The organism is Mesorhizobium sp. B2-5-3, assembly GCF_006441005.1.
In the GTDB taxonomy this organism is placed as follows: Bacteria; Pseudomonadota; Alphaproteobacteria; order Rhizobiales; family Rhizobiaceae; genus Mesorhizobium.
The window spans coordinates 1-24,815 of sequence record NZ_VFUS01000013.1; the positions used below are offsets into that span (position 1 = coordinate 1).

Sequence of the window (24,815 nt, forward strand, 5' to 3'; positions counted from 1 at the left end):
TGGTCGCCCTTTTTGACCGAGGTGACGCCCTTGCCGACATCGACCACCACGCCGGCGCCCTCATGGCCGAGAATGGCGGGAAACAGGCCCTCGGGATCGGCACCCGACAGCGTGAACTCGTCGGTGTGGCAGATGCCGGTCGCCTTGATCTCGACCAGCACCTCGCCCTCGCGCGGGCCGTCGAGGTCGACCTCCATGATCTCAAGCGGCTTTCCGGCAGCAACGGCAACAGCGGCGCGGGTTTTCATCTGGCAATCCTCCATCGCAATTTTGCGCTCAGGCTTTCAGGTTTTGGCCTGCTCATCAACCGCCAGATGAGACGAAATATCGGCTTTCTTGACGCAGGTAGCATACCCTTGACCGCAGGCGTTCGCGCCACGCACACGGTACTTGAGACATGGCGACATAATCCATAGAACTGGACCGTCCGCCGGAGGGGAATTTGCCCGCATGTTCACCAAAATCCTGATCGCCAACCGTGGCGAGATCGCCTGCCGCGTCATCAAGACCGCGCGCAGGATGGGCATCGCCACGGTCGCCGTCTATTCCGACGCCGATCGCGATGCCGTGCATGTCGAGATGGCCGACGAGGCGGTGCATATCGGACCGTCGCCAGCCGCGCAGAGCTATCTCGTGCCCGAGAAAATCATCGCGGCGTGCAAGGCGACCGGCGCTCAGGCCGTGCATCCCGGCTATGGCTTCCTGTCCGAGCGCGCATCCTTCTGCGAGGCGCTGGAGAAGGAGGGCATCGTCTTCATCGGGCCGAAGCCGAAGGCCATCAAGGCCATGGGCGACAAAATCGAATCGAAGAAATTCGCCAACGCCGCCAATGTTTCGACGGTTCCCGGCTGGCTCGGCGTCATCGAGAACGCCGACCACGCGGAGAAGATCGCCGGAGAGATCGGCTATCCCGTGATGATCAAGGCCTCGGCCGGTGGCGGCGGCAAGGGCATGCGCATCGCCTGGAACCGGGCCGAGGTGCGCGACGGCTTCGACCGGGCGCGCTCGGAGGCCAAGAGCTCGTTCGGCGACGACCGCGTCTTCATCGAGAAGTTTATCGTCGATCCACGCCACATCGAGATCCAGGTGCTGGCCGACGCGCATGGCAACGCGCTCTATCTCGGCGAGCGCGAATGCTCGATCCAGCGCCGCAACCAGAAGGTGGCCGAGGAGGCGCCATCGCCTTTCCTCGATGCCAGGACGCGCAAGGCCATGGGCGAGCAGTCGGTGGCGCTGGCCAGGGCCGTCGACTACCAGAGCGCCGGCACGGTGGAATTCATCGTCGACGCTGAGAAAAACTTCTATTTCCTTGAAATGAATACACGATTGCAGGTCGAGCATCCGGTGACGGAGCTTGTCACCGGTGTCGATCTGGTCGAGCAGATGATCCGTGTGGCAGCCGGCGAGAAGCTCGCCTTGAAGCAAAGCGACGTGAAACTGAATGGCTGGGCGGTGGAGAGCCGGCTCTATGCCGAGGATCCGTATCGCAACTTCCTGCCGTCGATCGGCCGCCTGACGCGCTATCGACCGCCACAGGAAGGGCAAGTCGGCGACGTCGTCATCCGCAACGACACCGGCGTCACCGAGGGATCGGAGATTTCGATGTTCTACGACCCGATGATTGCCAAGCTGTGCACCTGGGCGCCGACCCGGCTGGAGGCAATCGACGCGATGTCCGAAGCGTTGGACAGTTTTGTCGTCGACGGCATCGAGCACAACATCCCTTTTCTGGCGGCGCTCATGCAGCATCCGCGCTGGCGGGAAGGGCGGATTTCGACCGGATTCATCGCAGAGGAATATCCCGACGGCTTTGCGCCGATCCTGCCCGACCATGACGACAAGGCCGGGTTGGCGGCGGTCGCCACCGTGGTCGAATTGCTGCGCCGCGACCGACTCGACCGGCTGGGCGGGCGCTTGGCGCCGCATTCGGGAGCACTCAAGCGCGACTGGGTGGTGAAGATTGGCAAGGACTATCTGTCCGCGTCCATCCTGGAGGGCATAATCTCCATTCCGATGGAAGTCGACTTGTCCATCGAGGGCGGCAAGCCGCTGACGGTTTCGTCGGCCTGGCGGCCGGGCGAACTCGTCTGGCGCGGCAGCGTCGGCGGGCACGAAATGGTGGCGCAACTGCGCCCTGCGCCAAACGGCCTTCGCATCGCCTGGAAAGGGCTTTCGGTGACAGCGCGCGCCATGCTGCCGCGCATTGCCGTGCTGGAAAGGCTGATGCCGGAAAAGCTGGAGCCCGACACGTCCAACCTGCTGCTATGTCCCATGCCCGGCCTCGTCGTCTCGATCGCCGTCGCCGAAGGCCAGGAGGTCAAGGCCGGCGAGACTCTGGCCGTCGTCGAGGCGATGAAGATGGAGAACGTGCTGCGCGCCGAGCGCGATCTCGTGGTGGCGAAACTCAACGTCAAGCCGGGCGACAGCCTGGCCGTCGACGCGGTGATCATGGAATTCGCCTGAAGCGAGGGCGGGCGGAAGCCTGTGGCCGATGTTCGTTTGTGCTGGACTGGCATCGCCCGGTGCCGGACAATACATCGAGATCGACTCAAGTCCTTCGGGAAACGCGAAAAACCATGGCGGATGACAGACTTCCACGCGACCCCTTGCTGCGCGAAGCGGCAGTGAAGGGGGCGGCGCCAGAAGCGCCGGCGCGTCCTTTCGTGCATCTTCGCGTCCACTCGGCCTATTCGCTGCTGGAAGGCGCGCTCCAACTCGGCAAGATCGTCGGCCATGCGGTCAAGGACGAGTGTCCGGCAATCGCGGTCACCGACACCAACAATCTGTTCGGCGCGCTCGAATTCGCGCAGAAGGCGGTGAAGGACGGCATCCAGCCGATCATCGGCTGCCAGATCGCGCTCGCCTTTTCCGGCGAGAACGTCGACGGCCAGCGCGACCGCCGGCGGCAGGGGCCCGAGATGCGGCCAGTCGTGCTTATCGCGGCGACCGAGGCCGGCTATTCCAATCTGGTCAGGCTGGTGAGCCGCGTCTATCTGGAGACGCCGCCCGGCGAGGCGGTGCATCTGACCAGCGAGATGCTGGAGGGCCAGGCAGACGGGCTGATCTGCCTCAGCGGCGGTCCCCGCGGCCCTATCGGCGCGGCTCTGAAGGAGGATCGACGCGATCTCGCGGAGACCCGGCTGTCGACCCTGAAAGCCCTGTTCGGCGATCGGCTCTATGTCGAACTGGAACGAGTTTCCGGTTACGACCGGCTGATAGAACATTCCACGATCGATCTCGCCTATGCCCACGAATTACCGCTCGTCGCCACCAACGAGGCGTTCTTCTCCTCGCGCGACGATTATGACGCGCATGATGCGCTGATCGCCATAGCGGAGGGCTCGGTCGTCGCCGTGGACAATCGCCGCCGGCTTTCACCGGATAACTTCCTGCGTAGCCAGGCTGAGATGGCAGCGTTGTTCGCCGATCTGCCGGAAGCGATCGACAACACGGTCGAGATCGCGTTGCGCTGCTCCTACTATCCGAAAACCCGCAGCCCGATCCTGCCGCGCTTTACCGGCGGCGACGCGTCGGACAAGGACGCAGCCGAGAAGGCCGAGGCCGCCGAACTTGCCCGCCAGGCGCGTGAAGGGCTGGAGGCCCGGCTTGCCGCGCACGGACCGACGCCGGGCTATACGGTCGAGCAATACCGCGAGAGGCTCGAGTTCGAGCTCGGCATCATCGAGAAGATGAAATTCCCAGGCTACTTCCTGATCGTTGCCGACTTCATCAAATGGGCCAAGTCGCAAGGCATTCCAGTCGGGCCGGGGCGCGGCTCGGGTGCGGGCTCGCTGGTCGCCTATTCCACCACCATCACCGACATCGATCCGCTGCGTTTCTCGCTGCTGTTCGAGCGCTTCCTCAATCCGGACCGCGTGTCGATGCCCGATTTCGACATCGACTTCTGCCAGGACCGCCGCGAAGAGGTGATCCGCTATGTCCAGCAGAAATATGGACGCGACCAGGTCGGCCAGATCATCACCTTTGGAACGCTGCAAGCCCGCGCCGTGCTGCGCGACGTCGGTCGCGTGCTGCAAATGCCTTACGGCCAGGTCGACAAGCTGTCCAAGATGGTGCCGCAGAACCCGGCCAATCCGGTAAAACTGGCGGACGCCATCGCCAACGAGCCGCGTTTTGCCGAGGAGGCCGAAAAGGAGCCGATCGTCCAGACGCTGCTCGACATGGCACAGAAGCTGGAAGGGCTTTATCGCCATGCGTCGACGCACGCCGCCGGCATCGTCATCGGCGACCGGCCGCTGTCGGAGCTGGTGCCGATGTACCGCGATCCTCGTTCGGACATGCCGGTCACCCAGTTCAACATGAAATATGTCGAGCAGGCCGGGCTGGTGAAGTTCGACTTTCTCGGCCTGAAGACGCTGACGGTGCTGGAGACGGCGGTGAAGCTGATACGCCGCCGCGGCATCGACATCGATCTTGCGACGATACCGCTCGACGACCCCGAGACCTACGCCATGCTGTCGCGCGGCGAAGTGGTCGGCGTGTTCCAGGTGGAAAGTGCCGGCATGCGCAAGGCGCTGATCGGCATGCGGCCCGACTGCATCGAGGACATCATCGCGCTGGTGGCGCTGTACCGGCCGGGGCCGATGGAGAACATCCCGACCTACAACGCCAGGAAGCACGGCGAGGAGGAGATGGCGTCGATCCATCCCAAGATCGACCATCTGGTGAAGGAGACGCAAGGCGTCATCGTCTACCAGGAACAGGTGATGCAGATCGCGCAAGAATTGTCCGGCTATTCGCTGGGCGAAGCCGATCTTTTGCGCCGCGCCATGGGCAAGAAGATCCGCGCCGAGATGGACAAGCAACGTGAGCGCTTCGTCTCGGGCGCGGTCGAGCGCGGCGTGGCCAAGCCGCAGGCCGACTTCATCTTCGACCTGCTAGCCAAGTTCGCCGACTACGGTTTCAACAAATCGCACGCGGCCGCATACGCCGTCGTCTCGTACCAGACCGCCTATCTCAAGGCGCATTATCCGGTCGAGTTCCTGGCGGCGTCGATGACGCTCGACATGGGAAACACCGACAAGCTCGCGGATTTCCGCCAGGATGCGCTGCGCCTCGGCATCGAGGTGGTGGCACCGTCCGTGATGACAAGCTTTCGTTCCTTCGAGGTCGGGGAGAACCGCATCTACTATTCGATGGCCGCGCTCAAGGGAGTCGGCGACGCGGCGGTGGAGCATATCGTCGCCATGCGCGGCGAGAAGCCGTTCAAGAGCCTGGCCGATTTCTGCGAAAGGGTCGATCCGAAAATCGTCGGCAAGCGCGTCTTCGAAAGCCTGATCATGGCCGGAGCGCTAGACTGTTTCGGCCATGACCGCGCCGCGATGATGGCTGGCGTCGAGCGGATGATGGGGCTGGCATCGCTGGCGCAGCAGAACGCCGTCTCCGGTCAAGCCGATATCTTCGGCGCATCCCTCGGGGCGCAGTCGCAGGCGCTCAACCTGCCGGTGACGGAACCGTGGCTCGCCGCCGACCGCCTGCACCGCGAATTCCAGGTGGTCGGTTTCTATCTCTCCGCCCATCCGCTGGACGAGTACAAGGCGGCGCTGCAGAAGATGCGGGTGCAGAACTGGGCGGAGTTTTCGGCCGCGGTCAAGCGCGGTGCCACCGCAGGGCGCCTCGCCGGCACCGTGACCACCAAGCAGGAGCGCAAGACGCGGACCGGCAACAAGATGGGCGTGGTGCAGTTCTCGGACACGTCCGGCCAGTATGAGGCGGTGCTGTTTTCCGAAGGACTGGCGCAGTATCGCGACATGCTGGAGCCGGGCCGCTCCGTCGTTATCACCGTGGCGGCGGAGGACAGGCCGGAGGGCGTCAACCTGCGCATCCAGACCGTGCAGTCGCTTGAGGACGAGGCCAGCCGCATCCAGAAGGCGCTGCGCATCTTCGTCAGAAACGATGCGCCTGCCTCGATCATTCAGTCGCAGCTTACCCAGCGCGGTGAAAGTCAGGTGAGCATCATCGTTATCAAGGAAGAAGCGCAGGGCGAGGTGGAGATTGCCCTGCAGGGGGGCTACCGCGTCTCGCCGCAAATCGCCTCGGCGATGCGCGCCGTGCCAGGCGTGGTCGAAGTGGAGCTGGTGTGATCGCCACTTACGGGGACTGGTGGCAATCCGCCGGGCGGCATCCGCCGCTCAAGTCACCGCAATTGCCATGAAGACGAAAGACAGCGACGGATTGCAGGACCGTTCCACAATGGCGCGGCTGCGCGACACGTTGCGCAAGCTCTACCACGGCCGCACGCCGGCGGCCTTTCGCTTTCAGCTGGTTGCGGTCATCATCGACGTGGCCATCATTGCCTTCTTCATCGCCACGCCCATCATCCAGCAGTCGGCCTCATTCCTGTGGCTCGACTATGCGGTGGCGGCTCTGGTCGCCGCCGACCTGGCTGCCAGGCTGCTTGCCTCGAACGACATGCTGCGGCTGATGAAGCAGCCGACCTCCTGGGTGGACATTTTCATCCTTTTGACGCTGCTGATGCCGACGGCGCTCGCCAATCTCGGCTTTCTGCGCATCCTGCGGCTGTGGTCGCTGTCACGCAGCGGTTCGCTCTGGCGGCATTTCGAGATGCAGGGCCTGCGGCCCTGGCGCGAAGCGAGCCACGCGGTGATCAACCTCTTGACGTTCCTCTTCGTGATCACCGGTTTCGTTTACACTTTCTTCTTCCGCAGCGGAGCGGGGCTGGAAAGCTACATCGACGCGCTTTACTTCACCGTCGCGACGGTGACCACGACCGGGTTCGGCGACATCGTGCTGCCGGGAATGGCGGGGAAACTGACGGCGATCGTGACCATGATCATCGGCATATCGCTGTTCGTCAGGCTGGCGCAGGCGATCTTCCGACCGGCCAAGGTGTTCTTTCCCTGTCCGCAATGCGGCCTGCAACGGCACGAGCCGGACGCCGTTCACTGCAAGGCCTGCGGCCACCTCCTCAACATACCCGACAGCGGTGATTGAGGGGCGATTGAGGCGCGCTACGATGCCGCCGCTTGCGCCGGCTTTGGCTGCCGGCGCTGCAGGTTGAGCATATTGCCCATCAGGATCAGCAATGCCCCGCCTGCGGTAAAAGCGTCGATCTGCTCCTTGTAGAGCAGCCAGCCGATCAATGCCGACAGCGGCACGCGCAGGAAATCCATCGGAGAAATGACGGTGGCATCGGCGTAGCTCAGCGCCCAGGCCATGCAGAAATGTGACGACATGCCAGTGAAGGCGATCAGCAGGATCCACGGCCACAGCTCGAGCGAAGGGTTGCGCCATTCGTAGAGCGCCGGGATCAGGCCGAGCACCGACTGGATGATCAGCATCCAGAAGATGATTCGCACAACGCTGTCGGTCCGCGTCAGCGACTTGACCAGGACCAGCGAGATGCCGAAGCACATTGCCGCGCCCAGCACGACCAGATGTCCCGGATCGACCGAGCCGACGCCTGGGCGCACGATGATCACGACACCGATCAGCCCGAGCGCCACGGCGCCGAGCTTCGGCCGGGTGAGCCTTTCGCCGAGAAAGGTGACCGCAAGGATCGCCGTCCAGATCGGCGTCGTGAATTCGATCGAGATCAGCACCGCCAAAGGGATCAGCGTCAGGGCGTAGAGCCACGCCGCCTGGCCGGTATAGTGAACCACGTTGCGCGTGACATGGGCGAGGGGGCGCCCAGTGCGCATGGCGGCAAAGCCGCCATTTTGCATGACCAGCGGCAGCAGGATGAAAAAGCCGATCACCGAGCGCAGCTCCAGCACCTGGAAAACGTTGAGCTCGGCCGTGGTGGCGCGGCCCGCGACCGACATCGCCAGGAACGAGGCGATCGACAGCGCCATCCAGAACGCGGCCTTGGGGATGGAAGGGGTGGGTGCCATTTCCGCTATGTCGCAGGCCGTGGCTTTTGCCGCAACCGCTAGCAGCCGCATTCTTCTGGGCCAGCCGGATGTTGCAAAACAGTCATGTTGAAGGCGGAACCTGGCACGACAGGGGGCGTTGAGTTCCGAATATCGGAAGTGCTTCGCAGGTGCCTTTCAATGTCGATAGGAGAATTTCGATGAGATCATTTGCGCAATTTGCGCTTGCTGGCTGCCTGTTGGTCACGGCAGGCGCGGCACATGCCGACGAGTCCAGATTTCTCCAGTCGTTCAAGGGCAATTTCACCGGCAAGGGCATCGTCAAGGTGACTACCGACGCGCCGACGGTGAATGTGTCCTGCACGTTCAGGTCAAACGCGACGTCGACCTCATTGTCGCTCGATGGCAACTGCCGAGGGCTTATCGTGGTGACGCGCGCCATCAGCGCAGACCTGAGGACTGCCGGAGCGAAATATAGCGGCACTTATGTCGGGTCTCGTACCGGGCCTGCGCAATTGAACGGCACCCGTTCGGGCAACGCGATCAATCTCGGCATCCGTTGGGCCAAGGAGGTCAATGGTGACCGAAAGGCGCAGATGAGGGTCGAGAAACGAGGCGAGAACGGCATGCGGCTGACGGTCATCGACACTGATCCGAAAACCGGCAAGAGCATGGTGACAAGCAGGATCGATCTGCAGCGCACCTAAATCTCGACAGCTGATATCCAGCATCAGTCTTCCAGCGGCTCTGGCGGGTGGGTGTCGCGGCCTTTGCCGAACGTATAGCCGGTTTCCACCGCCTTGCGGCCGAACTTGTCGCGCAGCGCGTCGATGGCGCCTTCGGCCATGGCCCGCTTGCGCGATTGGATATCGACCAGATCGGGCGGATCGGCCTTGTCATCGGCGGAAAGATCGCTGACGCCGATGCCGAGCAGCCGGTATTTGGTGCCGTCGGTTTCCTTGCGCAGCAGCTCGACCCCGGTCGAAAAGATACGGTCGGCGAGCCGGGTCGGGTCGCCGAGCTGGCGGTTGCGGGTGCGGATCTTGAAATCCTGCGTCTTCAGCTTGAGCACCACCGTGCGCCCGGCGATGCCGGATTTCTTCAGCCGCGCCGAGACCTTTTCCGAAAGGCCCCGCAGCACCGAGACCAGCTCGTCCAGCGAAGCGATATCGGTGTCGAAAGTGGTTTCGGCCGATACGCTCTTGGCGTCCTGGTCGGGATCGACGCGGCGGACGTCCTCGCCGCGCGAGAGCCGGTAAAGCCGGTCGCCCATCACGCCATAGCGGCGCATGAGGTCGCCACGGTCCATCTTCTGGAGCTGGCCGATGGTGCGGATGCCGTCCTGTTCGAGCGTGGCGTTGAATGCCTTGCCGACCCCCCAGATCATGCTCACCGGCTGTGCGGCGAGGAAACCCACGGCTTCCGCTTCGCCGATGACCGAGAAGCCGCGCGGTTTGCGGAAATCCGACGCCACCTTAGCCAGGAACTTGCAGTAGGACAGACCTGACGAAACGGTGATGCCGATCTCCTTCTCGACGGCCAGCGCGAAACGGGCCAGCACCACCGCCGGCGGCAGGCCGTGCAGCCGTTCGGTTCCGGCAAGGTCGAGAAACGCCTCGTCGATCGAGAGCGGCTCGACCAGCGGCGTCAGCGCCTGCATCATGGCGCGCACCTCGCGCCCGACGACCACGTACTTTTCCATATTGGGCGGGATAACCACCGCTTCGGGGCAAGCCTCGAGCGCCTTGAACATGGGCATGGCGGAACGCACGCCCCTTATCCGGGCGATGTAGCAGGCGGTGGAGACGACGCCGCGCTTGCCGCCGCCGATGATCAGCGGCTTGTCCTTCAGCGCCGGGTTGTCGCGTTTTTCGATTGCCGCATAGAAAGCGTCGCAGTCGATATGGGCCAGATGCAGCCGGTACAGCTCGGGATGACGGGCAAGCCTGGGGCTGCCGCATCGCTCGCAGCGCCTGGCGTCGCCGCGCTGAAAGGCCAGGCAGTCGCGGCAGAAACCGTGATCAGGATTATTGACAGGAGCCGCCATCGCTGCGAACATAAAGAGAACAAACACAATGGTACGACAGTGCAAGGCTAGCGACAAGCTTGGCCTGGGGAGAACGCATGAGCACGACCATAGTGCCGCTGGCGCCTGAGCTCTGGCCTGAATTCGAAGATCTCTTCGGCAAGCAGGGCGCCTGCTACGGCTGCTGGTGCACGCATTTCCGGCTGGCGCCGGCGGCTCGTCGCGAAAGCAGCCGCGAACGCAACAAAGACCACATCAGGGCGCGCATCGAAGCAGGCCCGCCACCGGGCATGCTGGCGTTCGAGGACGGCAAGGCAGTCGGCTGGATGCAGATCGGGCCGCGCGCCGACGTGCCCGAGTGGAACAACCGGGGCCGGGGCTCGGCTCCGGTCGATCCCGCGGACGCATCGGATCCGAGCGTCTGGGCAATTTCCTGTTTCTTCATCCGCGCCAAGGCACGGGGCCGGGGCATCAGCCATCGCCTGGTCGAAGGCGGCATCGATTTCGCCCGCAGGAACGGCGCGCGAATGGTGGAAGCCTGCCCGATAGACCTGTCGAAGGATTCACGCTCCATCGGGCTGTTCGTGGGCTCGTCGCGCGTGTTCGAGAAGGCCGGGTTCGAGCGGCTCCTGGAACGCAAGGCGGGCCGGCCGTTGATGCGGCTGGTGCTGGAGCCGAGCGCCTGAACTTCGCCGTCTTGCAGTTGTGACGGTCTTTCCCTACCAGAAGTAGGAGACGATTTTGCCTTTTCGACCAAACGGAGAATTCTACGTGAACCGGATGTTGCCAATCGCCTTTACCGCGCTTCTGCTCAGCGCGCCCGCTTTCGGCCAGAGCGTCGACAGCCAGGGTGCGAAGCAGCTATCCGAGAACCTGTCCCGCTATGTCGGCAAACAGGCCCTCGACAAGGGCATCCTGAAGGTCTCGGTCGAAGGCGGCGCCTACAAGATCATGTTCGATTTCAAGGCGCTCGCCGGCACCTTGCCCGACCAGAAGCTGTTGAAATTCGACTTTGCGCCCTACGCCCTGCTGGTCAAGCCGCGCAGCGACGGGACCTGGGATGTCTCGATGGATCTTTCGCACAGCGCCTCCTTCGAGTTCAACGGGCCGCAGGGGCTGCAGAGCACGCAATTTTCTATCAAGGACGGCAAGGGTTCCGGTGTCTACGACCCCAATCTGGCGGCCTTTACCAGCGGCACCAGTTCGATGGCGGGCATGACGATGGTGTCGCAAGATGCCAAGCAGCACATGGAAGTCAGCGCCGACGGCGGCACCGCGACCATGGCCGCCACCAAGGCTGCCAATGGCGGGGTCGATTTCGCGTTGTCGCAAAAAGTGTCGAACTTTGTCGAGGCGATCAAATTCGACGATCCCGAAAGCGGACTGAAATTCCCGGTCACCGTCAAATCACCGGAACTGTCGGTGGATGCCAAAGGCAAGGGCGTGCAGACCAAGCCGCTGCTCGATCTCCTGGCATTTGCCGTCGCCAATGAGAATGAAGCCACGCTGAAAGCCAACCAGGCGCAGCTCAAATCGCTTCTGCTCGCCGCGCTTCCTGTGTGGGAACGCATCGACGGGACATACGGGTTCAAGAATTTCGCGGTCGAGAGCCCGGTCGGCACGTTCGGTGCGGCGCAGCTCAGCACCGCCTTCGGAATGGATGGCGTCGCCCAGAGCGGTACGATCGGCTACGGGATCAAGGCATCTGGGTTGACCGTGCCGCAGCAGCTTCTGCCGAACTGGAGCATGGCGCTGCTGCCGACCGATATCGACCTGAACTTCGGCGGCGCCAATATCGATCTCGACAGCATGGCGAAGAAGGCAATCGAAGCCTTTGATCTTAACAAGAACCCGCCGCTGTCGGCCGAATTCGGAGAGCAGCTCAAAACCGACTTCATGGCCAAGACGCCGAAGGTCGTCATTGGCCATAGCACCATCAAGAACAAGGATACCGAAATTGCCTTGGAAGGCGAAATGACTTTTCCTGGCGAGAAGCCGGAAGCCAATGTGACGGTGGACGTGGCCGGCTTCGACAAGATCGTCGAGGGCTTGCAGGAAGCGGCGAAATCGGAACCGGAGGTGGCGCAGTACGTGCCTGTGGCCCTGATGGTGAAAGGGTTCGGCAAGACCTTGACGGACGGCCGCATGGAATGGGTCGTCAACGCCAAGCCGGACGGTTCGGTCATTGTCAATGGCGTCATGCTGAAGCCGGCCGATCCTGCCGAGGACGACAGCATTGACGATGGCGGCGACGAGACGGACCAGGCGGATCCGACACCGTAGCCACTCGGCTCACCAAAGCGCGTCGCCTTCGAACGGATTGGCGCGACGCGCCTCAAGCCTTCGTTTTATGCTTGTCGCTCAAACCGGGCGACAAGAGTCAGACTTCGCTCGACCTGGCGATCGGGGCGCCGCCTTGGGATCGTCACTCATATGGAATGCTCGTGGTTATCGTCGCCCAGCGGCAGCGCGCGCAACGCCTTGCCGACGGAGGCCGGTGGCGTGCCGGTTTCCTCGGCAAAACGCAGCAATGTGGGTTCGTGGGCGAGAACGAACTGCAGCACACCGGCCAGAAATCCCGGCTCGCCGGCAGCTTTGCGGATCGAATGCGCCTCGATGCCGGTGATCGCCAGGAAGCGAGGCAGCAGTTCGGGATCAGAGGCGACGAAGGCCAGAGCCTTCACGGCAATGGTTTCGGCCTCTTCGCGCATTGACGCTGCGTTTGCCATCATTACCTTTCAGGGTATGCGGAATGTGAGTCTCTTCCGCAGTAATGGCAAGCGTCGCTTGCGGCAAGTCGTTACCTCTTCAGTGCGGGACCCGAGGTGGAAACGGAGCAGCTTTTCTCGCCGCAGGTTTCCGTTTCGTCAATCATATTGCCGTAGAGTCGACTAGGGTTTGGTGCGTCCCGGAAGGGCGCATAACGGCCGCCTTCGAGCGGAACAGCGGCCGGGACGGGATATCGATGCCTAAGAAGGTCATGATCGTCGAGGACAATGAGCTCAACATGAAGCTCTTTCGGGACCTCATCGAAGCAAGCGGTTACGAGACAGTTCGCACCCGCAACGGTCTGGAAGCGCTCGATCTGGCGCGTCAGCACCGGCCGGATCTCATTTTGATGGACATCCAGTTGCCTGAAGTGTCTGGGCTGGAGGTGACGAAATGGCTGAAGGAAGACGACGACCTGCACGTCATCCCGGTCATTGCCGTCACCGCCTTCGCGATGAAGGGCGACGAGGAGCGCATCCGCCAGGGCGGCTGCGAGGCTTATATCTCCAAGCCGATCTCGGTGCCGCGCTTCATCGAAACCATCAAGTCTTACCTGGGTGATTCCTGATGCACCTTGCCGCCAAAGCCGGAGCCTTGTGAAATGACCGCTCGGATTCTCGTCGTCGACGACATCCCTGCCAATGTCAGGCTGCTGGAGGTTCGGCTGCTGGCCGAATATTTCGAGGTGTTGACCGCCACCAACGGCCCGGATGCGATCGAGACCTGCGAGAACGGTAAGGTCGACGTCGTGCTGCTCGACGTCATGATGCCGGACATGGACGGCTTCGAGGTCTGCCGCCGCCTGAAGAGCGATCCGGCGACGTCGCATATTCCAGTGGTAATGATCACCGCACTCGACCAGGTTTCCGACAGGGTGCGCGGGCTTGAGGTCGGCGCCGACGATTTCCTGACCAAACCCGTCAACGACCTGCAACTGATGACGCGCGTCAAGAGCCTCGTCAGGCTGAAGTCGCTGACCGACGAGTTGCGGCTGCGCGCTTCGACCACGCGCAACATCGGCATCGAAGAGTTGCTCAGCCGCAATTTCGCCTCCGAGGACACGACGCCGAAAGTGCTTCTGATCGATGAGCGCAAATCGTCGATCGAGCGCGTCCAGAAGATGCTGCGCGACTGTGCTGACCTGGATGTCGCCAGCGATCCGCATGCCGGCTTCTTCCAGGCGGCGGAGACGCCCTATGAATGCGTGATGATCTCGACGAGCTTCGCCGATTTCGATCCGCTTCGGCTCTGCTCGCAACTGCGCTCGCTCGATCGCACACGCTTCCTGCCGATCATCCTGCTGGCGGAGGAGGACGAGGAGGAGCGCATCATCCGTGGTCTCGAACTCGGCATCAACGACTATCTGATGCGGCCTATCGACCAGCAGGAACTGACGGCGCGGTTGCGCACCCAGGTGCGCCGCAAGCGCTACAACGACCAATTGCGCGCCAGCGTGACGCAGACGATCGAAATGGCGGTGACCGACGGGCTGACCGGGCTGCACAACCGCCGCTATCTCGACAGCCATCTCCAGACGCTGTTCGACCGCGCCGTGGCGCGGCGTCGGCCGCTGTCGGTGATGATCACCGACCTCGATCGCTTCAAGTCGATTAACGACACGCACGGCCATGACGGTGGCGACGAGGTGCTGCGGGAATTCGCGCGGCGGCTGCGCAAGAACGTGCGCGGCATCGATCTGGCCTGCCGGTTCGGCGGTGAGGAGTTCGTAGTGGTCATGCCTGACACCGATGGAGCGATCGCCGAAAAGGTGGCCGAACGCATCCGCGCCGAAATCGCCCAGATGCCGTTCGTCATCGGGCCTGACGGCAAGGCCATCGAGGTCACCGTCAGCGTCGGCGTGTCGTCGGTGCTGAAGGGGGTGGATACGGTGGCGGCGCTGATGAAACGCGCCGATCTGGCGCTCTATGAAGCCAAGAGCGGTGGCCGCAACCGCGTCGTCGCCAAGGCTGCCTGACGGACCGGGTAAGAGTATCCGTCAATCCGGCAAGGTTACCCATTTACCTTAATCCAAGCGATTCACGAGGCTTGGTTAAGAAACTGTTGATTTTCATAAGCTCTTGCGCAAATGTGCGGCCACAGACAGAGCGACGCCGGCACGAGGACAGACAGCCGGGTCGATCAAAAAATACCCCATGATGCTCAGGTCCGCCGCATCTCCTGGGTCCGTGGGGTCGGCCGGCCGGCGCTGGCACATAGTGGCCTCCTCGTACCGCTGCCAAACGCCGACCGGCCCCCTTTCAAAATAGCATCAGGATTCTGCGCCAAGCTCCGGATATGAGGAGCTTTTTGCGCACAGGATATCGACAGCATTTGGACTGTAAAAGGCGAGCCACGATGTGAAGAGCTGCGGCGCACGCTCTCTTGCCATCCGGCGGAGGGCGTTGCTCCTCACTTCATACATATGGCGCCCAAGGGGCTTGCTTCAAGCCCGGGTTCCTCCCGTAAAACCGCGGCCCTAGCCAATGGGAGCGGAGTGACGGGAATGCGTGCACCGACAGATGGATCGCATCGAAATCATGCGGTGATTGTCGCCGGGGGCGGCCCGACAGGATTGATGCTGGCAGGCGAACTCGCATTGGCGGGCATCGACGTCGCCATTGTCGAGCGGCGCCCGACCCAGCAGCTGATTGGCTTGCGCGCGGGTGGCCTGCACGCACGCACAATCGAGGTGCTCGACCAGCGCGGGATCGCCGACCGGTTCCTCTGCCAGGGGCGATGCTTCCCGACCGTCGGCTTCCACATGATCCGTTTGGACATCAGCGACTTTCCCACCCGGCACAACTATCTGCTGGCGCTGCGGCAAAACCACATCGAGCGGATATTGGCCGACTGGATCAGCGAATTGGGGGTGCCGATCCATCGCGGACAGGAAGTCACGGATTTCATGCAGGACGACAGTGGCGTGGATGTGGGGCTTTCCGATGGCCGAGGGATGAAGGCGCAGTACCTCGTCGGATGCGACGGTGGACGCAGCACGATGCGCAAGGCGGCGGGCATCGAATTCGCTGGATGGGATCCGACGATGAGCTGGATGATCGCCGAGGTCGAGATGTCGGAAGAACCGCCATTGGGCTTTCGCAGCGACGCCCACGGAACCCATGTGATAGGCAAGATCGAGGACGGCGACCGGTTGGGGATCGTGCTGACCGAGAAACGACTGATCATCGGTGGTGAACCGACATTGGACGATCTCCGCGAGGCGCTCACCGTTATCTATGGCACCGATTTCGGCGTCCACAGTCCGACCTGGCTCTCTCGTTTCACCGATATGACGCGCCAGGCTGCCGCTTACCGCGACAGACGTGTCCTGCTGGCCGGCGACGCTGCGCATATCCATCCCCCAATGGGCGGACAGGGCCTCAACATCGGCGTGCAGGACGCGGTCAACCTGGGATGGAAGCTGGGCCAGGTCGTCAAACGGGCATCACCGGACAGCCTGCTCGACAGCTACCATGCCGAGCGCCATCCGGTCGCCGCCCGCGTGTTGCGCAACACGATGGCGCAGGTCGCGCTTCGCCGCATGGATGACCGCACCAAAGCCCTGGGCGACACCATCGCCGAACTGCTCGCCATGGATGAACCACGCAAACGAATCGCCGCAGAGATGTCCGGCCTGGGTGTCCACTACGACCTCGGGGAGGGGCACGCGCTGCTTGGGTGGCGAATACCCGACCTCGATCTGCTCACCGCCAGCGGGCCGGTGCGGCTGTTTACCTTGCTGCACCATGCCCGGCCGGTGCTGATCAACCTCGGCACGCCCGGCAGACTTGACATCAAGCCGTGGGCGGATCGGGTCCAGCAGGTCGACGCCGTGTACGACGGCGACTGGGAGCTGCCAGTTCTCGGGGCCGTCGCCGGGCCCGACGCGGTGCTGATCCGCCCCGACGGGTACGTGGCATGGGTTGGTTCCGGAAGCCAACAGGGACTGGCCGATGCGCTGACCACCTGGTTCGGGCCGCCCGCTGCTGTGGCGTAGTAGGGTCGAGGCCGGCCTGGCGCATCGCCCGCAAACGCGTGCTTGTCATGCATTGCGAGCTTTTACGGTGCTAGGTCTCCTGACATCCCGTTGACAGGAGGTACCATCTGTGCAGAAATTGGTTGGACCATTGGACCACTTGGAACGCGCGTGGATCAAAACAGCCTGCCACCTATTCAGACGACGGCGCGTGACGACGCCGTGCTGAAGGCGTTGGTAGGCTTTGTTCGTGCCGAGGCCCTCCAGCCGGGCGAGCGGCTGCCAACGGAACGCATCCTGGCCGAGCGGCTGAAGGTCAGCCGCAACACGGTGCGCGAGGCGCTGACGCGCTGGGAAGGGCTCGGCCTGGTCGAGCGCCGGCAAGGCAGCGGCACCTATCTCAAGGCAGCCGTTTCGCCGGACATGTTGCATCTGCCGCTGACGCTTGCGGGCGGCAACGACTTCACCAGCCTGATGCAGACGCTTGAAATCCGTCGCGCGCTGGAGGCGGAAGCCGCCGCCCTTTGCGCCGAACGCGCGAGCCAGACCGATATCGCCGAAATCGAGCGCAAGCTCGACATCATGGAGCAGGCGTTCCGCACGCGCGAGGGCATGTCTTCGGAAGAGGACTGGGAGTTCCACCAGGCGATCTACAGGGTTTCCGGCAACCCGCTGTTCGAACAGATCATCGCCGCCATGCACGAATTGTTCCACCGCTTCTGGGAGCATCCGCTGGGCGTGCGCGATTTCGGCCACGCCAGTTTTCCCTATCATCGGACCATTTACGAGCGCATCGCCGCGCGCGACCCGCACGGCGCCCGCGCCGAGGCGCTCAAGCTGATCGCCACCGTCGAGGACGATCTGAAGCGCGGCGCCGCCAAACTCAAACTTTCGAGCCAGACATGAACGAGCATCCCTCAGGTTTCGATCACGACTATCTTGCCGAGGCGGCGACGCTTCTGGCGCATGACGAACCTTTCCCCGGTGGGGCGGTGGTGCCGCCGATCTACCAGACATCGCTGTTCACCTTCGCCAACTATGCCGAGATGGCGGATACTTTTGCCGGCAAACGGAAGCAGCCGATCTATTCGCGCGGCGACAATCCGACGGTGATGGAGTTCGAGGCACGCGTCGCCGCGCTCGAGGGCGCCGAGGCCGCGCGCGGCTTTTCCAGCGGCATGGCGGCGATCAGCGCCACGGTGCTCGCCTTCGTCGGCGCCGGCGAGCGCATCGTTGCGGTGCGCAATTGCTATGGTGATGCCTATCGGCTGTTCGAGCGGCTTTTGCCGCGGCTCAACATCAGGGTCGACTATGTCGACGGCTCCGATCCGGATGCGGTGGCGGCGGCCCTTCCGGGCGCCAGGCTGCTCTATCTGGAGAGCCCGACCTCGATGATGTTCGAGTTGCAGGACTTGGCTCACCTGACCCGGCTGGCGAAGGAGCAGGGCATCGTCACCACGATCGACAATTCCTGGGCGACACCGGTGTTCCAGAAGCCGATCACGCATGGCGTCGATCTGGTGCTGCATTCGGCTTCGAAATATCTCGGCGGCCATAGCGATACGGTCGCCGGCGTGGTGGCAGGCTCGGCCGCCCACATCAAGCACATCAACGAGCAGACCTATTCCTATCTCGGCGGCAAGCTTTCGCCCTTCGAGGCCTGGCTCTTGCTGCGCGGGCTGCGCACGCTGCCGCTGCGCCTGCCGCATCACATGAAGAGCGGGCTTACCATCGCCGAGCGGCTGAAGGCGCACGGCAATGTCGAGCGCGTGAACCACCCCGCCTATTCGAACCATCCGGGCAAGGCGACGCTTGCTGGTTACGCGGGGTTGTTCTCCTTCGAGGTCACCGAGGATATCGACATCCCCGTCTTCGTCGATGCGTTAAAATATTTCCGCATCGGCGTGAGCTGGGGCGGCCATGAGAGCCTGGTCGTGCCGGCCAAGGCGTCGCTGGAGCAGACGCCGGGACTGAATTCGATGGCGCGCTTCGGCGTCAGCCCCCGAACAATCCGCTTCAATGTCGGATTGGAAAGTGTCGAGGACCTGTGGGCCGACGTGGCGCAGGCCTTCGAAAAAGCCAGAAAATAACAAGCCGCTTCAAAATGGGAGTCTTGAAGATGAAAAAACTGACCGTCATGCTTGCCACAGCCGCGGGATTGGCGATTTCCGCCGGAAACGCGCTGGCCGATTCGACCCTGAAAATGGTCGAAGTCATCACCAGCCCGCCGCGCACGGAGTTCCTGAAGAAGCAGATCGCCGAATTCGAAAAGGCCAATCCCGGCATCAAGGTCGAGCTGATCTCGCTGCCCTGGGGGCAGGCTTTCGAAAAGTTCCTGACCATGGTGCAGGCCGGCGATACGCCCGACGTGATCGAGATGCCGGAACGTTGGATGGGCCTCTACGCCAACAACGCCCAGCTCGAGGATCTCGGCCCGTACATGGCCAAGTGGGACGACGCCAAGACGCTCGGGGAGCGCGCCAAGCAGTTCGGCTCGACCGTCAACAACACCCAGTTCATGATCCCTTACGGCTACTATGTGAACGCGCTGTTCTGGAACAAGAAGCTGTTCAGGGAAGCCGGCCTCGACGGCCCGCCGGCCACGCTCGACGAGTTCGTCGCCGATTCCAAGAAGATCTCGGCGTTGCCCGGCAAATACGGCTACTGCCTGCGTGGCGGACCCGGCGCCTTCAACGGCATGCACATGTTCATGAACATCGCCGCCGGCAAGGGCGGCTACTTCAACGAAGACGGCACCTCGACCATAAACGAGGAGGGCTCGGTCAAGGGCCTGCAGATGCTGGCAGACATGTACAAGCAGGGCCTGGCGCCCAAGGACGCGGTGAGCTGGGGTTTCAACGAAACCGTCACCGGCTTCTATTCCGGCACCTGCGCCATGCTCAACCAGGATCCGGATGCGCTGCTGGGTATAGCCGACAAGATGAGCGCAGACGACTTCGCCGTGGCGCCGCTGCCGGTCGGGCCGAGCGGCAAGTCCTATCCGACGCTCGGCTATGCCGGCTGGGCAATGTTCGCCAATTCGCAGCACAAGGACGACGCCTGGAAGCTGATGGCGACGCTGCTCTCGCCCAAGGACAATCTGGAATGGGCCAAGGAAGTCGGCGTCGTCCCGATCCACAACGGCGCCGACCAGGATCCGCATTTCAAGACCGAGCAGTTCAAGGGCTGGTTCACGGAGCTCAGCGACAGCGCCAAATATGAAATGGTGACGCCGCCGACGCATCTGGAGAATCTCGGCAATTTCGTCGACCAGGTGGCGATCAAGAATTTCCAGGAAGTGCTGCTGGGCCAAAAGACGGCCAAGGAGGTTGCCGACCAATGGGCCGCCTTCCTGACCAAGGAACAGCAGGACTGGATGGCGAAGAACAAGAAGTAGTTTTTCTTCCTTCTCCCCGTTCACGGGGAGAAGGTGGCCCGATAGGGCCGGATGAGAGGCGGCGCTACGTTCTGTCAGCCTGGCGCTGCCCCTCATCTGCCTGCCGGCATCTTCTCCCCGTATACGGGGAGAAGGGTGCTGTCGCCTTCGCCGGCACCCACTCACCACTGTTGAGCCCAAATGACCTATGCCGTTTCCGAAATACGACCCGCCGGGAGGCCGCGCCGCAAGCGGCTGACGCACGCTGCCACCGAACCCTGGTTTTATCTCAGCCCGGCGATCATCCTGCTGGTCGTGGTGCTTTTGGTGCCGCTGGTCATCGGCATCAGCTATTCGTTCCGTAAGTTTTCGGCCTTCAAGTCGGAATATGTCGGGCTCGGCCAGTACCAGGCGATGCTGTCGGATGCCGTGCTCGGCCAGGCGCTGGTCAATACGTTGTGGTGGACGCTCTCCAGCCTGTTCTTCCAGTTCTTCCTCGGCCTTGGCCTGGCGCTGCTGCTCGACAAGCCGTTTCGGGGCCGCAAGGTGGTGCAGGCGCTGGTGTTCCTGCCCTGGGCGGTGCCGTCCTTCCTGTCGGGCCTGACATGGGCATGGCTGTTCAATCCGATCATCGGGCCGCTGCCGCACTGGCTGTTCGCGCTGGGGCTGAAGGCCGAGCCGACCAACGTTCTCTCCGATCCCTCGACCGCCATGTGGGGGCCGATCGTCGCCAATGTCTGGTTCGGCATCCCGTTCTTTGCCATCACGTTGCTGGCGGCACTGAAATCCATTCCCTCGGAACTGCATGAGGCGGCAGCGATCGACGGCGCCTCGCCCTGGCAACGCTTCACCAAGGTGACGCTGCCGTTCCTGGCGCCGACCATCGCCATCACGGTGATGCTGCGTACCATCTGGATCGCCACTTTCGCCGACCTAATCTTCGTCATGACCGAGGGCGGGCCGGCCGGGTCGACCAACACGGTGCCGGTCTATATCTATGTCAGCGCCTTCAAGTCGCTGGACAAGGGCTACGCATCGGCGGTTGCCGTGCTGCTGCTCGTCCTGCTCATTGCCTATGCGATCGCGCTGATCGCCATCCGCCGCTCCCTGGTGAGGCACGTCTGATGATTGCGGGACGCTCATCTTCGCAGCGCTTCTTCGGCGGCGTCGGGCTCTACGCGGCCATCGCGGCCTATGTGATCTTCGCCCTGTTCCCGATCTTCTGGACGCTGAAGATATCGGTTACACCGGAACGGCTTCTCTATTCCGAAGGCATCACCTTCTGGCCGTCGCAGATGACGTTGCAGAACTTCGTCACCGTGCTCGAGGCGACCGACTTTCCGCGCTATTTCCTCAACAGCGTCATCGTCTCGGTTTCGACGGCTGCACTGGTGACTGTGATTGCGACGCTTGCCGGCTATGCCATGTCGCGCTTCACCTTTCGCGGCAAGGCGGCACTGGCGCTGATGCTGCTTTTGACCCAGACTTTCCCGCTAGTCATGGTCATTCCACCGATCTATCGCGTGATGGGCCAGATCGGCCTGATCAACAGCCTGACCGGGCTGATCATCATCTACACCGCCTTCAATACCGCGTTTGCAACCTTCCTGATGCAGTCCTTCTTCGACGGCATACCGAAGGACCTGGAGGAGGCGGCGATGATCGACGGCTGCACACGCGCGCAGGCGATGCGCCGGGTGATCGTGCCGCTGACGCTACCCGGCATGGGCGCCACGCTCGGCTTTGTCTTCACCGCCGCCTGGAGCGAACTCCTGTTCGCGCTGATGCTGATCTCCAGCGATGACAAGAAGACCTTCGCCGTCGGCCTGCTCACCTTCATCGGCAAGTTCGCCGTCGACTGGGGGCAGATGATGGCGGCGTCGATCCTGGCGCTGATCCCGGTCTGCATCTTCTTCGGCTTCCTGCAACGCTATCTCGTCACCGGCCTCACCGCCGGCGCCGTGAAGGGATAATCGATGGCTTCCGTTACGCTGGAAAAAGTCCGCAAAGACTATGGCGCCGTGCGTGTGCTGCACGCGGTCGACCTCGACATCGCCGACGGCGAGTTCGTCGTCCTCGTCGGTCCGTCCGGCTGCGGGAAATCGACGCTTCTGCGCATGATCGCCGGTCTGGAGGAGGTTTCCGATGGCGAGATCCGTATCGGCGAGCGGCTGGTCAACGACGTCGCGCCGAAGGACCGCGACATCGCCATGGTATTCCAGTCCTACGCGCTCTATCCGCATATGGACGTGTCGAAGAATATGGGCTTCAGCCTGATGCTGAGGAAGGCAGAAAAGCAGGCGATCGACGCGCGGGTCGACGGCGCCGCCAGGCGGCTTGGGCTGGACAATTTTCTGCAACGCCTGCCGCGCCAGCTTTCCGGCGGCCAGCGCCAGCGCGTCGCCATGGGCCGGGCCATCGTGCGCGATCCCAAGGTCTTTCTTTTCGACGAACCGCTTTCGAACCTCGACGCCAAGCTGCGCGTGCACATGCGCGCCGAGATCAAGGCGCTTCACCAGCAACTGAAGACCACATCGGTCTATGTCACGCATGACCAGATCGAAGCCATGACCATGGCCGATCGCATCGTCGTCATGCATGACGGCGTCGTCCAGCAGGTCGGCGCGCCGCTCGACCTCTATGACCGGCCGGCCAACATGTTCGTCGCCGGATTCATTGGCTCGCCCGGCATGAATTTCCTGCCGGCGAGTGTTGAGAAGGGCGGCAAGGCGGATGCCGTGCTGTCCGATGGCCAGAAACTGCGATTGCCGGATGGCCTGCCGCTCAGGGAAGGCGATGCGGTTACCGTCGGCTTGCGGCCGGAGCATATAAGGCTGGCGGATGACGGCCCGCTGCAAGGCGAAGTGGTGGTGGTCGAGCCGCTCGGCCTCTCGACGCAGTTCTACGTCAAGCTGGCCGGCCAGCAGCTTTGCGTGTTCGCCATGGGCCGCGCCGGCGTGAAGCCTAGCGAGACGGTGCGGCTATCGGCCGATCCGGCGGCGCTGCATGTTTTCGACCCGAAAAGCGGCGACCGGGTAGGGTAGGGGCGCCGCCGCCGAGCGGCCACTCTGTTGCCCGCTGGGCACATTCTAACCATACGGCCTTTTGACGAGTCGAAACTTGCTTGACCCGGGCCAACCGCTTTGCGGAGCCACATTAATAGAAACCTCCTCCTGCCGCCATCATGTGGCGTCCTTTCATCAATCAGTTTGGTTCTTGAATCGCCGCAACGCGGCGGGGGGGAGATTTATAATGCCTGCGAATAACAATTCCGCCGACGCTCGTATCACTGAACCATGCCGCGAGAATGACCAGCCTAGGCCGGTGAACCGGTATGTCAGAAGACGGCTTCCGTCTGCCATCACGCTCGGAGACCGGAGAATTGCTTTCATACGCAGCGAAATCACGGAACAGATTCAGTCGCGAATTGACGCCTAGCGGACAGCGAGGGCAGCAGTATCAAGCCACGCTCTATCCCAGGGCGGCCGGCAAAGCAGCCTAAATCTCTTTGAACTCCATCGTCCGCGGCGGGATATGAGCTAGGCTCAGCCGTTTGGTATTCTTGATTTCTGGTCAACTGCCGCCCTACTTTGGGCCATCATCAGGGACCTAGACGAATGATCTCGGTTTGCGGATACATCGGGGCGGTGATCGGTTGGAAGGCGCTCGAAAATGCCGGCGACATCCTAGATAAGATCGGCGAGACGCTGTTTGGCGGACGTTATAAAGCGATCTACGAGGACGTCGCATCCAAGCTGCGCGCTCATACAGGCGCGGTTCCAGCAAACCACGATTTGGAGCACGCCATTCGACTCAGTGAACTCACCTCTTCACTCGTGATGGTGCGCATGTATGTCGATACGCAAGAGGCCGACCAGTTGCGGCTTGGCGGACGGCCGCCGGAGCGTCGCGCGAGGATTCAGTTCGCTAGTGCCGCGCGCCGCTATCTGCATAAGCAGATCGGATTGGGCGGGCCATTCAAGCTAGAATCCAACAAGGACGTTGTCGATGAAATAGAGACAAACTTGGACGGCGCGCTATCGGCTCGCGACTTTGCAGCGGTCCAGGCGAGTCTGGATGCAGCGTGCAAGCGCGTTCTGCGCGATCTCATCGCCGGAACGGAGCAGGGAAAGGACCAACTGGCCGTTCCTGCCGATTTCGCGTCATTTTTTCGTGGAAAGGCGACAGATGATGAGCCGGGCTGGGCTCTTATTTTCCTTGCCTTCATGCGGGAGGCATTGAAGCAAAATCACAAAGCGGAGGTCGCCTTCATCGCGTCTCGCCTTGGGTATTTGCGCAATTCGCTACCGAAACTCGAAGCCAAATTTGACCAATTTTTGCAGATAGCGAATTCGATAAAGAACGACACATCTGATATTAAAGATGATATATCTAAAATCCTAGCAATAGTTCAGAGACGTGAGTCTTACGTAATTGGTGGAATCCAATTTGAATTTCCTATTAAAATTGAAATAGCCATAAATGATCGTGGAGAGCTTATCATTTTCCACAGTCGGCCGTTTAACGATGATTTGTCTAAACTCGAATTCAATATGGACGAAAATCGACTCTCTCTAATCATGATTAAAGGATTCTCTTGTAATATACCAATACGATCTGAGTTATCTGTGTTTATGAGAAAGTCTACTCAGGCTCTAATGGTGCTTGTGAACGAGGAAGGTGGAAATCTAGTCGAGGGTGACTACGTGCCATTGCATGTCATGAAAAGGTACTTGGAACCACTTTCTTGTGGCTAGGGCAAAGCTGCGTAGAGACAAATTCTCTGGATCCTTGCTGAGGCGCCGTGGCTTTTGT

20 protein-coding genes are annotated in these 24,815 nt (G+C 62.1%); 16 read left to right on the forward strand and 4 right to left on the reverse strand.

What is annotated here, in order from left to right:
• Window positions 1-248, reverse strand: a 248-nt coding sequence (locus FJ867_RS24155) for an alcohol dehydrogenase catalytic domain-containing protein (RefSeq protein WP_181168433.1), incomplete at its 3' end; no start/stop codon positions are given.
• Between the two features lie 202 nt (window positions 249-450).
• On the opposite strand from FJ867_RS24155, the gene FJ867_RS24160 reads away from it, so the two are divergent.
• From FJ867_RS24160 to FJ867_RS24170, 3 genes are all read left to right on the forward strand, one after another.
• Window positions 451-2,463 (forward strand): acetyl/propionyl/methylcrotonyl-CoA carboxylase subunit alpha, encoded by a 2,013-nt coding sequence (locus FJ867_RS24160; RefSeq protein ID WP_140818789.1) that lies wholly within the window; start codon window positions 451-453, stop codon window positions 2,461-2,463.
• A gap of 113 nt (window positions 2,464-2,576) precedes the next feature.
• A complete protein-coding gene (gene dnaE, locus FJ867_RS24165; protein ID WP_140818791.1) occupies window positions 2,577-6,104 on the forward strand; it encodes a DNA polymerase III subunit alpha in 3,528 nt (1,175 codons plus the stop codon).
• A 67-nt stretch (window positions 6,105-6,171) separates the two neighbouring features.
• The gene (locus FJ867_RS24170) at window positions 6,172-6,975 is read left to right on the forward strand and encodes a potassium channel family protein (RefSeq protein WP_140564038.1); all 804 of its coding nucleotides are present in this window, start codon (window positions 6,172-6,174) and stop codon (window positions 6,973-6,975) included.
• A gap of 17 nt (window positions 6,976-6,992) precedes the next feature.
• Here the strand turns inward: FJ867_RS24170 and FJ867_RS24175 are convergent, their stop codons facing one another.
• Window positions 6,993-7,874, reverse strand: a complete 882-nt coding sequence (locus FJ867_RS24175; protein ID WP_140623444.1) for a DMT family transporter — start codon at window positions 7,872-7,874, stop codon at window positions 6,993-6,995.
• A 179-nt stretch (window positions 7,875-8,053) separates the two neighbouring features.
• On the opposite strand from FJ867_RS24175, the gene FJ867_RS24180 reads away from it, so the two are divergent.
• Complete coding sequence (locus FJ867_RS24180) at window positions 8,054-8,560, forward strand: hypothetical protein (RefSeq protein ID WP_140686691.1); 507 nt, start codon at window positions 8,054-8,056, stop codon at window positions 8,558-8,560.
• 23 nt (window positions 8,561-8,583) lie between these two features.
• On the opposite strand, the gene FJ867_RS24185 is transcribed toward FJ867_RS24180, so the two are convergent.
• Window positions 8,584-9,912 carry a DNA polymerase IV gene (locus FJ867_RS24185; RefSeq protein ID WP_140818793.1) on the reverse strand — a complete coding sequence of 443 codons (1,329 nt, stop codon included), beginning with the start codon at window positions 9,910-9,912 and terminating at the stop codon, window positions 8,584-8,586.
• A gap of 65 nt (window positions 9,913-9,977) precedes the next feature.
• On the opposite strand from FJ867_RS24185, the gene FJ867_RS24190 reads away from it, so the two are divergent.
• Entirely contained in the window at window positions 9,978-10,565 is a 588-nt protein-coding gene (locus tag FJ867_RS24190; RefSeq protein ID WP_140518294.1) for a GNAT family N-acetyltransferase, read from the forward strand.
• A gap of 94 nt (window positions 10,566-10,659) precedes the next feature.
• Window positions 10,660-12,162: a hypothetical protein gene (locus FJ867_RS24195; protein ID WP_140555407.1), complete on the forward strand. Its 1,503-nt coding sequence runs from the start codon at window positions 10,660-10,662 to the stop codon at window positions 12,160-12,162.
• Window positions 12,163-12,308: 146 nt separating this feature from the next.
• Here the strand turns inward: FJ867_RS24195 and FJ867_RS24200 are convergent, their stop codons facing one another.
• Window positions 12,309-12,608: a DUF3572 domain-containing protein gene (locus FJ867_RS24200; protein WP_140501536.1), complete on the reverse strand. Its 300-nt coding sequence runs from the start codon at window positions 12,606-12,608 to the stop codon at window positions 12,309-12,311.
• Between the two features lie 236 nt (window positions 12,609-12,844).
• Here FJ867_RS24200 and FJ867_RS24205 point away from each other — a divergent pair, with 236 nt between their 5' ends.
• The 10 genes from FJ867_RS24205 (at window position 12,845) to FJ867_RS24255 (ending at window position 24,757) form a co-directional block, all read left to right on the forward strand.
• On the forward strand, window positions 12,845-13,216 hold the full coding sequence (locus FJ867_RS24205) for a response regulator (protein ID WP_140501538.1): 372 nt from the start codon (window positions 12,845-12,847) through the stop codon (window positions 13,214-13,216).
• Between the two features lie 33 nt (window positions 13,217-13,249).
• Entirely contained in the window at window positions 13,250-14,623 is a 1,374-nt protein-coding gene (locus FJ867_RS24210) for a PleD family two-component system response regulator (RefSeq protein ID WP_140818795.1), read from the forward strand.
• Between the two features lie 528 nt (window positions 14,624-15,151).
• On the forward strand, window positions 15,152-16,645 hold the full coding sequence (locus FJ867_RS24220; RefSeq protein WP_140818797.1) for an FAD-dependent monooxygenase: 1,494 nt from the start codon (window positions 15,152-15,154) through the stop codon (window positions 16,643-16,645).
• Between the two features lie 150 nt (window positions 16,646-16,795).
• Window positions 16,796-17,530 carry a FadR/GntR family transcriptional regulator gene (locus tag FJ867_RS24225; protein WP_140501544.1) on the forward strand — a complete coding sequence of 245 codons (735 nt, stop codon included), beginning with the start codon at window positions 16,796-16,798 and terminating at the stop codon, window positions 17,528-17,530.
• Window positions 17,527-18,714, forward strand: coding sequence for a PLP-dependent transferase (locus tag FJ867_RS24230; RefSeq protein WP_140672723.1), 1,188 nt, complete (start codon window positions 17,527-17,529; stop codon window positions 18,712-18,714). The genes FJ867_RS24225 and FJ867_RS24230 overlap by 4 nt, the downstream gene beginning before the upstream one ends.
• A gap of 29 nt (window positions 18,715-18,743) precedes the next feature.
• Window positions 18,744-20,021 (forward strand): sugar ABC transporter substrate-binding protein, encoded by a 1,278-nt coding sequence (locus tag FJ867_RS24235; protein WP_140818799.1) that lies wholly within the window; start codon window positions 18,744-18,746, stop codon window positions 20,019-20,021.
• A 180-nt stretch (window positions 20,022-20,201) separates the two neighbouring features.
• Entirely contained in the window at window positions 20,202-21,125 is a 924-nt protein-coding gene (locus FJ867_RS24240) for a sugar ABC transporter permease (protein WP_140623452.1), read from the forward strand.
• Window positions 21,125-21,973: a carbohydrate ABC transporter permease gene (locus FJ867_RS24245; protein WP_140501552.1), complete on the forward strand. Its 849-nt coding sequence runs from the start codon at window positions 21,125-21,127 to the stop codon at window positions 21,971-21,973. Before FJ867_RS24240 ends, FJ867_RS24245 begins: the two co-directional genes overlap by 1 nt.
• Before the next feature lie 3 nt (window positions 21,974-21,976).
• On the forward strand, window positions 21,977-23,044 hold the full coding sequence (gene ugpC, locus FJ867_RS24250) for a sn-glycerol-3-phosphate ABC transporter ATP-binding protein UgpC (protein ID WP_140623454.1): 1,068 nt from the start codon (window positions 21,977-21,979) through the stop codon (window positions 23,042-23,044).
• 573 nt (window positions 23,045-23,617) lie between these two features.
• Window positions 23,618-24,757, forward strand: coding sequence for a hypothetical protein (locus tag FJ867_RS24255; protein WP_140729227.1), 1,140 nt, complete (start codon window positions 23,618-23,620; stop codon window positions 24,755-24,757).
• Window positions 24,758-24,815: the final 58 nt, after the last annotated feature.

What these genes read in the sequence shown, in the direction of transcription:
- FJ867_RS24160 (WP_140818789.1), top strand. Translation starts at nt 451, where the DNA reads ATGTTCACCAAAATCCTGATCGCCAACCGTGGCGAGATCGCCTGCCGC.
- dnaE (WP_140818791.1), top strand. Translation starts at nt 2,577, where the DNA reads ATGGCGGATGACAGACTTCCACGCGACCCCTTGCTGCGCGAAGCGGCA.
- FJ867_RS24170 (WP_140564038.1), top strand. Translation starts at nt 6,172, where the DNA reads ATGAAGACGAAAGACAGCGACGGATTGCAGGACCGTTCCACAATGGCG.
- FJ867_RS24175 (WP_140623444.1), bottom strand. Translation starts at nt 7,874, where the DNA reads ATGGCACCCACCCCTTCCATCCCCAAGGCCGCGTTCTGGATGGCGCTG.
- FJ867_RS24180 (WP_140686691.1), top strand. Translation starts at nt 8,054, where the DNA reads ATGAGATCATTTGCGCAATTTGCGCTTGCTGGCTGCCTGTTGGTCACG.
- FJ867_RS24185 (WP_140818793.1), bottom strand. Translation starts at nt 9,912, where the DNA reads ATGTTCGCAGCGATGGCGGCTCCTGTCAATAATCCTGATCACGGTTTC.
- FJ867_RS24190 (WP_140518294.1), top strand. Translation starts at nt 9,978, where the DNA reads ATGAGCACGACCATAGTGCCGCTGGCGCCTGAGCTCTGGCCTGAATTC.
- FJ867_RS24195 (WP_140555407.1), top strand. Translation starts at nt 10,660, where the DNA reads ATGTTGCCAATCGCCTTTACCGCGCTTCTGCTCAGCGCGCCCGCTTTC.
- FJ867_RS24200 (WP_140501536.1), bottom strand. Translation starts at nt 12,608, where the DNA reads ATGGCAAACGCAGCGTCAATGCGCGAAGAGGCCGAAACCATTGCCGTG.
- FJ867_RS24205 (WP_140501538.1), top strand. Translation starts at nt 12,845, where the DNA reads ATGCCTAAGAAGGTCATGATCGTCGAGGACAATGAGCTCAACATGAAG.
- FJ867_RS24210 (WP_140818795.1), top strand. Translation starts at nt 13,250, where the DNA reads ATGACCGCTCGGATTCTCGTCGTCGACGACATCCCTGCCAATGTCAGG.
- FJ867_RS24220 (WP_140818797.1), top strand. Translation starts at nt 15,152, where the DNA reads ATGCGTGCACCGACAGATGGATCGCATCGAAATCATGCGGTGATTGTC.
- FJ867_RS24230 (WP_140672723.1), top strand. Translation starts at nt 17,527, where the DNA reads ATGAACGAGCATCCCTCAGGTTTCGATCACGACTATCTTGCCGAGGCG.
- FJ867_RS24235 (WP_140818799.1), top strand. Translation starts at nt 18,744, where the DNA reads ATGAAAAAACTGACCGTCATGCTTGCCACAGCCGCGGGATTGGCGATT.
- FJ867_RS24240 (WP_140623452.1), top strand. Translation starts at nt 20,202, where the DNA reads ATGACCTATGCCGTTTCCGAAATACGACCCGCCGGGAGGCCGCGCCGC.
- FJ867_RS24245 (WP_140501552.1), top strand. Translation starts at nt 21,125, where the DNA reads ATGATTGCGGGACGCTCATCTTCGCAGCGCTTCTTCGGCGGCGTCGGG.
- ugpC (WP_140623454.1), top strand. Translation starts at nt 21,977, where the DNA reads ATGGCTTCCGTTACGCTGGAAAAAGTCCGCAAAGACTATGGCGCCGTG.
- FJ867_RS24255 (WP_140729227.1), top strand. Translation starts at nt 23,618, where the DNA reads ATGATCTCGGTTTGCGGATACATCGGGGCGGTGATCGGTTGGAAGGCG.